The following is a 455-nucleotide window of genomic DNA, read 5'->3' as shown; positions in this document are numbered from 1 at the left end:
CTGCCATCCTGAAGGCGCACGACGAGTGTGGAGCCTTCCAGATACATGGCGAAGTGATTGCCGCCGCCGGCGTAGCCAGATGCATCCTTCGCAAAGAGCCCCTGCGCACCATTCGTGTCGTCCGGCTGGAAGGTGAAGGCGATGGTGCCAGACTGCGTCTCGTACTTGCCCTCGTGCGGCAGCTCGATAACAGAGGAACCGCTGCCGTCGAACGGCGTGTCGCCGAACGCCTCGTAGATTGGGACGGGAGCAGCAGGGCCGTCGCGCACAGTTACCGTTGCTGTATCTCTGCCACCGTTTCCGTCGCTCACGGTGTAGGAAAAGCTGTCGGTGCCCCCGCTTGTGCCCGGGGTGTAAGTTACCGTGCCATCACCGTTATCCACCACAGTGCCCTGCGTGCCGGCAAAATCCAGACCTAAGACGCTCAGGGCGTCGCCATCAACGTCAAAGTCATT

Annotated in this window: 1 protein-coding gene; it reads right to left on the bottom strand. The window is 61.3% G+C overall.

The window, feature by feature from the left end:
• The coding region (locus P1K30_RS23855; RefSeq protein ID WP_275635239.1) for a cadherin-like domain-containing protein at positions 1 to 455 on the bottom strand (455 nt) is incomplete at both ends.

It is taken from the genome of Psychromarinibacter halotolerans, from assembly GCF_029168315.1.
Taxonomy (GTDB): domain Bacteria; phylum Pseudomonadota; class Alphaproteobacteria; order Rhodobacterales; family Rhodobacteraceae; genus Psychromarinibacter; species Psychromarinibacter halotolerans.
Note: the sequence above shows the minus strand (reverse complement) of the source record. Positions and strands in the feature narration are given on the sequence as shown.